This window comes from Gilliamella sp. G0441 (assembly GCF_050589305.1).
Lineage (GTDB): Bacteria > Pseudomonadota > Gammaproteobacteria > Enterobacterales > Orbaceae > Gilliamella.
On record NZ_JBNRJF010000022.1, the window covers coordinates 1 to 9,219 of the forward strand.

Sequence of the window (9,219 nt, forward strand, 5' to 3'; positions counted from 1 at the left end):
CGCTACTTTTTTGCCATTTAAACGCGATGAACCTTTCACGAACTTAAACCCTGACGGTAAAATATCTTTTATTTTAATGCGTGATTTGTGTGACGAATTATTAATCACCTTGATGGTATAAGGGACAATATCACCCACCACGACATTATCCTTCAGTGCCGTTTTTATTACGGTTACATCCGCATTATGTGCCCGGTAACCCAGTACGATATCGTTACTTGTTGCACTAAAGGTGCTGCTTCCATCATTTAGCTTAATTGGCAATGTTTGCATACCACCTGAGCCATTATAAACAATCGAAGCTGGTGGTGTGGCAAGATCAATTAAGTCATGTTTAACCACTTTTCCATTACTATCGATGTATTGTTCAAAATATGGCACTTTTTCGTATAACGGATTGGTTTTATCTGAGCCAACCACACCATCGTGATATTCACCAAACAGTAAACGGATACTGTATTTCGAATCGGCATTTATCTCCAGATTACGGAACATAAACTTACCATCGCTGTTTGTCATAAAGGATAGTGGTTTATTCTCTTTGTTCATCAGGTGTTTTTGAGTATTGTCTAACAAATAGACATCCGCACCCGACAATCCGGTTAACGCTGACAGACTGGACAGACCTTTACCTTCACGGTCTTCTACCAGTTTTCCTTCAATAATACCGCCATGGATATAACCAAAGTCCTTATCGGTTAAGTTACCGGTAATTTCTACTGTCGCCATATTTGCCGTTTTCGGTAACATTAATTGACCTTTGCTATCATGGTGCGCATCATCCGGGTCAAAGCTTGCCCGTAACGTGCTCGGTACGCCTTCTACTTCAATTTGCCATTTACCTGGGATAAGACCGGTTATTTCATAAGCCATCTCTCCGGCAGCAATGGTTTGTGTTGTCTGCAATATCGGATTGTTGATATTACTCAATTTCACCGTTAATGCCGCATTAACACTGCTGTCATACGATGCGTTATAAATCCCGTCATCATCACCGTCTAAGTAAACTTTACCTTTGATACTGGTGGTACCTTTCCACGCAAAACTTACACCGGTTGCTTTGTCCGTTGCACCGGCAAATTGATAAGTTTCACTCATTTCACTGTCAGTCTGATCAACCGTTACTTTGTGTTTGCTGTCGGTTAACATAAAGCTGCTAACATAATCCGTTACCGGACGACTCACTTTCACCTGATAATCAACACCCGATACTAAGTTCTCAAATCGGTAGTTACCTAACTCCGTTTCTGTACTTCCGGTACTGACCGCTTTAACCTCTTTCACCAGATTATTATCTACATATAATCCTACCGTGTAGTCAGCAAATAGCTTATCAATTCCGATATCCTGTGCATTGATCACCGCGCCATCATTCGCATTCACGTCTATTACTACCTGACCTTCAATGCTCGCCTGTCCTTTCAGACCAAAATCAACTTTTGTGATTTTGTTTGCCGAAGATACTTGCGCAATGTTGACAACGGCACCATTTCCGGTAATTGACGTAATGGCGCCACCCACTTTCTGTGCCACATAACTGAAGTCATAACCTGAATTTGACGGTGCTTCTACACGTATCGTCCAGCTACCTGCTGCTATATTGGTTATCTCATATTCACCCTTACTGTCACTTTCTACCTCTAAGGTTAAGCCATTGCTGTTTGTCGCCACAACTTTCACCCCTGATAACGTGCCCACGTGATAAGGCTGATGGGTTCCTTGTCCAGAGTAATCTTTATAGATTGTCCCTTTTAAGGCGTTTTCAGCTTTAAAGCCAAATGCTTGTTGCTTCGCAACATCACCGGCTGAGAAGCGGGTATCTTTCGGACCATTAACACTGAACGTCACCTGATTGGTCACTGTTGTTGAATTCGGGCTGAACACCAGTTTATAACCGGAACTTTCGAGCGCTTTATCATCAATTTTCAGGACATAATCATGTTGGCTTAAGTCTTTTACCTCAAATAAACCGGTTTTTGCATCAACCTTAATTGCTTGCTCTACAAATCCGGATTTCGTCGATGTTAACACCAGTTTCGGCGTAATTGGCGTACTTAAGGCACCAAAGGCGATATCTTCTTTTTCACTGTATTTACCGTCGTTATTGGCATCGATCACCACATAACCTTTGATAACTGCACTGCCGCGATAACCTATTTCAACGTCATTCACCGCTGGATTTTGCTTCGAAAGATTAACCGTTAATGATAAGTCTTTTGACGTTACTGCCACTGCTTTATTACCCGTTTGGGTATAACTCAATTGGTAGCCGGTCACACTTTGCGAATTGTCTGCCGTGATAACCCAATCACCAAACGATAAGTTATCTACTGCAAAATTACCATCGCTGTTAGTTATAGCTTCTCGGGTAAGTTTGCCATCCGAACTTTTCAGCGATAATTTCAGTCCTGCTAAGTTTCCGTCTACAGCCGTTTTCGTTTGGCTGTTATCGACATCAATACTCACATGACCTTTTATCGTACCATTGTATTTATACGCTGTACTATTAGTTAACTTATCTCCGTCTAACGAAGGAAACTCATAGGTATCTTTATTGTCTTTTATGACAGTGTTCGCAATTAATTGCATTCCATCCGGTGTGCTAACTTTAATTTGATAGTTACCACCCTTCGGTAATTTTTCAAACTGATAATTACCTTTTTTGCCATTCACCGTTTTGGTGTCAACTTTTTTAAGTTCAACATAATCCGTTGTACCTGGTGCCTGGTAGTTAAGGGTCACTTTGATGCCATTAAGCCCTTCGTCATCCTGTCTGTCTTTGCTGCCATTTTCATCAACCCAGACATAACCACCGATTTTTTGTTTTCCTACCAGCAGATAATTGTTATCCGGCGAACCTTTTTTTGGTAATTTTGCAACTGGAATAACGATATGCTTCGCATCTTTACCTGCTGAACTTTGTTTAAACTCATAGTCGGCATTAGTGTCTAATTTCAGTACCACAGAATAGTTAGCACTATTACCAAACATCAGGTTAGAGAATTGGTACTTACCATCTACGGTTTTTTGGGTCATTAATAGCTTACCATTACCATCTAAACCTTCATGTAATTCAACCGTTAACGCAGCTTTATTATCAAGTAAATAGGCAAATGCATTTAACTTATTAAAATCGGTATTATTATCGGCAAAATCAACATAGATTTTTCCTTGAATACCGTCAACACTAGCTTCTTTATAATAGAAACTATTACCAGAGACACCAGTATTGGTTATTTCAATATTTGATAAAGTATTGATTGGTTGAGTGGTTCCTTTACTGTTTTTCACTAATGAATAACCATCCGGTGACGTTACAACATTAATACTGTACTTACCGGAAGGTAAGTTATAGAAATGATATTCACCTTTACTGTTGGTATATTGACGAGCGATTTCAGTTCCGTTTGAAGTAACTAGACCGATCAATACATTATCAATTGGTAATTCAGGTGATGTGCCTTCAATAATAGTTTTACCTGCAATACCACTATTAAGCGCTTGATTACTAGCTATACCTGCTGACGGTGAACTGTTTGAACTCCCTGCTAATAAGAAAGACTGATTTTGTATAGTTCTTCCTATATCACCAAAAGATATTGTTTCTAAAGTTTTACTTGGTTTTAGATTAGCATTTGAAATAACACCATAATTACTTGGTGGAACAACTTCAACTACATAATCCGTATTAAGATCAATACCACTAAAACTATAGTAACCATTTTCATTAGTGTCAGCTTCAAGATATTTAACAAGAGTGTTATTCACTTTTTTAAATAACTTAACTTTAACTTTTGTTACAGCAAGATCACCTGTTTTATCAAAACTAATATCCGTTTTACCATTATTATTAATATCCACCATTACATAACCTGCAATAGCTGCATCACCGTTTTTCTTATAGATAAAATCTAAATTACCACCCTTTATTTTTGGTGTTTGTGATGTGATTTTAATATTTGGTACAGTATCTAACGCTGATTTAAGTTCATAAGTTTTTACATCTAAGCCTTGTTCTGTAACTTTAATAGTATAAGTATCATTGAATAAATTTTTAAACGAATATATACCCGATTTATCAGTTTTAACTTGATTATATAATTCTCCATTACGATACAATTCAACTGTTACCCCAACAATAGGCACATCATTTTTGCTGGTATTAAAGTTACCATCCTCATCATAATCATAATAAAGTCGACCACTGATTTCGGTATCATTTTTTAATTTTACTAACCAATACTGATCAGATGCTCCATCAGACAGAGTAGGTGAAACCTGTAAATACTCTATTTTTTTCACTTCATCTGGTAAATGCTCGTCTTTAGGTTGATTACCACTAGCCACTAATTCAAATTGATTTGAATCTAGACCCTGTAATCTGAGAAGCATATTAGTTAGATACACAGTACCACGAGGTGAATTAGCTTGATTATAAGCAAATTCGCCATTGATTTTTATCGTTTTATCGATAAAATCAGGTTTATTCAAAATAGTATTGACATCACCTTCATAATATCCCTTATAAACACGAGGTGAGAAAATACCTTCTACTCTGAGATTGTCCTTATTATATTTAGATAACTCTTGACTAGTTAATAAAACTGCATCTTCTTTTTTTCCTGAACCTGTAATATCTAAATAGAGATTACCTGTTATTCCCTTAGATGCTTTCGATACTTGCATAATATATTGACGAGGCTTAACATTATTAGCTAAAGTACCATCGGCCAAGACTTCTATGTCAAAAACACCTATATCTGTAACAGGATCTTTATCAGCAATATCGATATAACTATAATTAGTGTTATCTTGATTATGAATAATACGATATTTACCTTTAGGTAAACGGTCAAGAACTAGATTATTATAAAAGTCTCCAGCCGTTAGCCATTCTTGGTAAGCGCTTCCATTCCAATACTGAACTTGAAATATACCATAACCCTGTTCTTTGCTACCGTTACCTTCAAATTTTTCATTACCATCTAAATCATTGATAGGAATAAATCGAATTTCTTTACCTTTACCTTGCATTAAAAAGTTATGGATAATAGGTAAATCTATTTTATCAAAACGAACCGTTTGCAACTGAGCAAGACCCTGTTTTGGATCTGTTACTGCCTCAGTATCTGAGCGAACAACTTTAATGATAAAATCTTTCCCTTTTGTCAGTCCATCTTTTCCAGTAAATTCATAACGTCCTGTTTTATCGGTTTTTTGTGAAGCTAATACACTTTTACCCGAGCGAGAAGTACAATCATTATTATCTCTACATAATAAAACTGTTGCATCAAACAACGGTTTATCGAAAGCGTCAGCCGTCCCACCTACAGTAAGTTTACCGTCTCCTCTGTAAGTATCTAAATAAACAGTACCTTTAACAACATAATCTTGTTGTTTTAACTTATACCAGAAATTAGTATCTTTAGTATAGTTTTGACCACCTTTTACTTTAACAACAATACTAGCAGTATTTTTGGTAATAATATCATTTTGATCATTACGCTCTAATACAATATCATTTATATCTGCATTACTGCCTGAGCCAAAAATAGGTTGAATAACTACTCTATATTCACCATCAGGTAACTTAGTAAAATTATAACGTCCATCTTTGTCCGTTCCCATATAAGCAATATCATCATTTTCCCATTTTCCTGTAGATACTTGCTTATGTTGTAAAACGACACGATTATATCGAATAGGAACATCTTGCTTAGGATCAAAGTTGCCAGTTGTACCAACATGGCTATTATTTAAGTAAACATAACCCGAAATAGAGTTAGGCGTTTTACCTCTGAAATATACAACAGAAAAACCACCCAATCTTTCGGTAGCACTTGCATTATTTGCAACCGATCTTACTCGATATTCTTGTGTAACACCTTGGATATCTAAATAATTTGAATCATATCCAATAATTTTGTATGTATAAATTCCACCATGATCAGAATTAACCCTAGCCCGTTGAGCACGCGAGTAATCATCTGGGCCTTTTAGATATTTAGCATATAAGCGTGTCCCATCTATTTTGGTCGCTGGCGTGACGCCATCTTCTTCAAAAAAAGCAACGTTTATATAAGGCCCAGTACTTATTGCACTCATACCATTTACTTCGCCGCCCCAGCTTCCCTTATTATCTACGCTCTGTAAGCTACTTTCTACACCTAATAAACTTGGTCCGATCTTTGAATACCAAAAGTTTTGATTTGACTTAGTACCGCCATTTAAATTAGTAATAATAATCTCTTTCGGCGCTATTTTATCTTGCGTACCATTGCTAAGTTTTACTTTACCTTTATGAGTACTTTTTGATTCAGATGAGGTACTGGTTGATTTACCATCTGTGTCACCGATAAAGAAAAATTGATTCGTATCAATGCCTGATTCTTCTAAAACGATTTTATAATCTTTATTCGCTCTTAGTCCTCTAAATTTATAAGCACCTTCTTTATTAGTGGTTTGTTTTGCAATTAAACTCCAACTATTGCCATCATGTTGATAAAGATGAACTGGTGTTACAAGAGGTTTATCACCAGTCTTAAATAAAGTATTCCCATTTTTTTTACCACCATCCGGACCGTCTTCAGGGAATCGTTCTGAAGTTAATGCAAATACAAGACCAGATATACCTGCTAACGTTGTATCGTTCGGATCAATGTTTAACAAAAAGTTGGGACCACTTGTTTGACCATTTGCATCAGTTATTGTGACGTTTTGTTCAAGTTTGCTAAGCGCGATATAAGGCGCTTTAACATTGGTTACCTTAATGTCATATTTTGCAACAGCTAGATTCCTAAAATGATATCGACCATTATCAGTTGTAGTAATTGTTTTTGTACCCAGTACTTTCGTTGTCGTGCCGGGATAATAAAGCTCGACATTCATATCAATTGCACCGGTATCAGAATTTACTGTATAGATCCCATCAGCATTTTGATCGATAGCGACAACACCATCAACACCCCATTCGTTACGTGGTTTGACATTAAACACACCTTTTTGGTTTTTACCCGCCATATTGAAACTAATTTTGTCAACATAGGCGTTTTTGCTATCCGGTAACGTTGCATCCCATAAGGCATATTTGATTTTATTACTTGAATCTGCAATAAAATCTTCTGTATTAACCACCATATCATACTGATGACCTTTTAAGGTGTTTTTAAGTTCGACGATACCACTATTATTCGATACAAAAATGGTTTGTCTTTTAGAGGCGGTATGAATCAACCTAACAGGAATATTCATTGCTCCCGTACCTTTGCCATCTTTTATCGCTAAGTTGATATCACCGCCTTGCCCTTTAATAAATAAATTTTGAGCCGATGCACCGGTATTAACTATCAATTGTACCGAACGATCGATGGTTTCACCTTCTGCCGTTTTTGCCACAACCTTATATGTCCCCAGTAACGGCGCATCTAATTTATAGCTTCCATCCTGATTGGTTGTCACACTAGATAATAGTTTTTGATTACTATCATATAATTCAACTTTTAAACCCATTAACGGCATTTCTGTTTTGCTTGCCGTATTGTCGTAATCTAAATAAACTTTCCCATCTATATCAAAGGCATACGCAGTTGATAGTGTCGCCATCGATATAAATGCTGAGGCTAATAATTGCTTTATACCCCTTAGCATTTTCTTTTTCACTGTTGCATTATGCGCAGTTCGCATTATCTGTTCTCCTGATATGCGTAAATTCTCTTCTTTTCGTTTTTCAACTTTTTGCCAACTGTTCATTAGAAACTCCCTACTACATTGACAAACCAACCATGTGAACGGTAGTTCAGGTGCGTTAAGTTATCGTTATAATCCGTAAAGTTATAACCCACTCCCATCTTGATATTGTCACCGACATTTCGGTAAATACTGGTCACAACCCCGTCTTTATGGTCATCCGCCAGATCGGTACGCAATGTTCGACCTTCTATCTGGTATTCCCAGTCACCTGTCTTGTAATTGAGGCGGAGTGCATACAAGCTTGCCCCTGAGGAGTACCATGAGCTTTCACCTTTGTAACGTAAATGCCCTTGTCGGTGCGCCGCTTTAAACGCCGTTTCCCAGTTCGCATTCCACTCATATACACCTTCTAATGACCACACCCAGCTCTTTTGGTCATACAGACTTGAGGTATAGCTTTTACCATTTGACGATGTCGAGTTCGCTATCAGCTGATCATCCGGATCTAAACCATACACATACGTCAGCTTACCGAATAAATTCAGGTTATTGATGGATAACGGGCGATACGCAAAGCCTATTGTCGACTCCGTGTAGTTACTCACCACTTCACTGTTGTTATTGTGCTCTCCTAACGTTTTCGCAAAATCAAACTGCGCCATCCAGCTGAGGTTCTCGTTCACGGTCGTTTTTGCCCGGTTGGTCGTTACCCATTGGCGGATACGCTCACTACCTTCATCTATCCGGTATTCCACCCGGTTACGCACCTGAACGGTATCATTTTTATAACCGTATCCTACCGCCCAAACATCACGACGGGTTTCACCATTTCCGGTTAAACTGGTGTTGCGGTTTCGGTAACGGTTATTCACCCGTCCTACCGAGTAAGACCCTTCAACAAACTGAGATTCAGTCGGTTTATAAGTCACCCCGTAAACATCAGAGGTGGTTCGGTCAATTTTGGTGGTTTTAAATTGTCGCTCTGAGTAAAGCTCTATCTGGCTGGTCGCCTTGGTGCGTCCTCCGACAACCGTCGTAATGCCCCGACCCGAGGTCGAGTCCACATCATTTAAGACTTTAGTATATAAACTGGTGCGGTCATTCACATCCCAGCTACCCTGAACGCCACCACCGGCACCCCGGTTTGATGCAAAAACTTCTGCACCCAGATTGATGCTTTCGGTAATTTGTGAGCTGTACCCTAAGGTGGTACGGTTATCATTCGCCACATCACCCGATTTAGTCATCGTCATTTGCTGGATAAGATAACCTTTATCCCGTCCACCAAAAAACGAACGCTCTATTTTCGCTGCCACTAAGGTTTCACGGGTAGAGGCATCACCATAATTATGGGTATTGCGTTGTTGTAACTCTAACGCCGTTTTATATAAGTCTCCGAGTGTCGTGTAGTATTGTGCACGGGCTATTTTTTCAACATAATTTGCCTTGTCTTTTTCACTGCTGTAACCCAGTAAGACCCCTTTTTTATCCGCCTCAAAGTCATAACGTAATTCGCCACCCCACTCTTCT

Annotated in this window: 2 protein-coding genes; both read right to left on the minus strand. The window is 38.2% G+C overall.

All coding sequences use genetic code 11. The annotated features are described in order from the left end of the window. A partial coding sequence (locus ACKJXD_RS11745; RefSeq protein ID WP_430876397.1) for an SdrD B-like domain-containing protein occupies window positions 1-7,749 on the minus strand: 7,749 nt, incomplete at its 3' end. Beyond that, window positions 7,749-9,219 (minus strand): hypothetical protein (locus ACKJXD_RS11750; protein WP_430876398.1); only part of this gene is annotated, 1,471 nt, incomplete at its 5' end. The genes ACKJXD_RS11745 and ACKJXD_RS11750, both read right to left, overlap by 1 nt.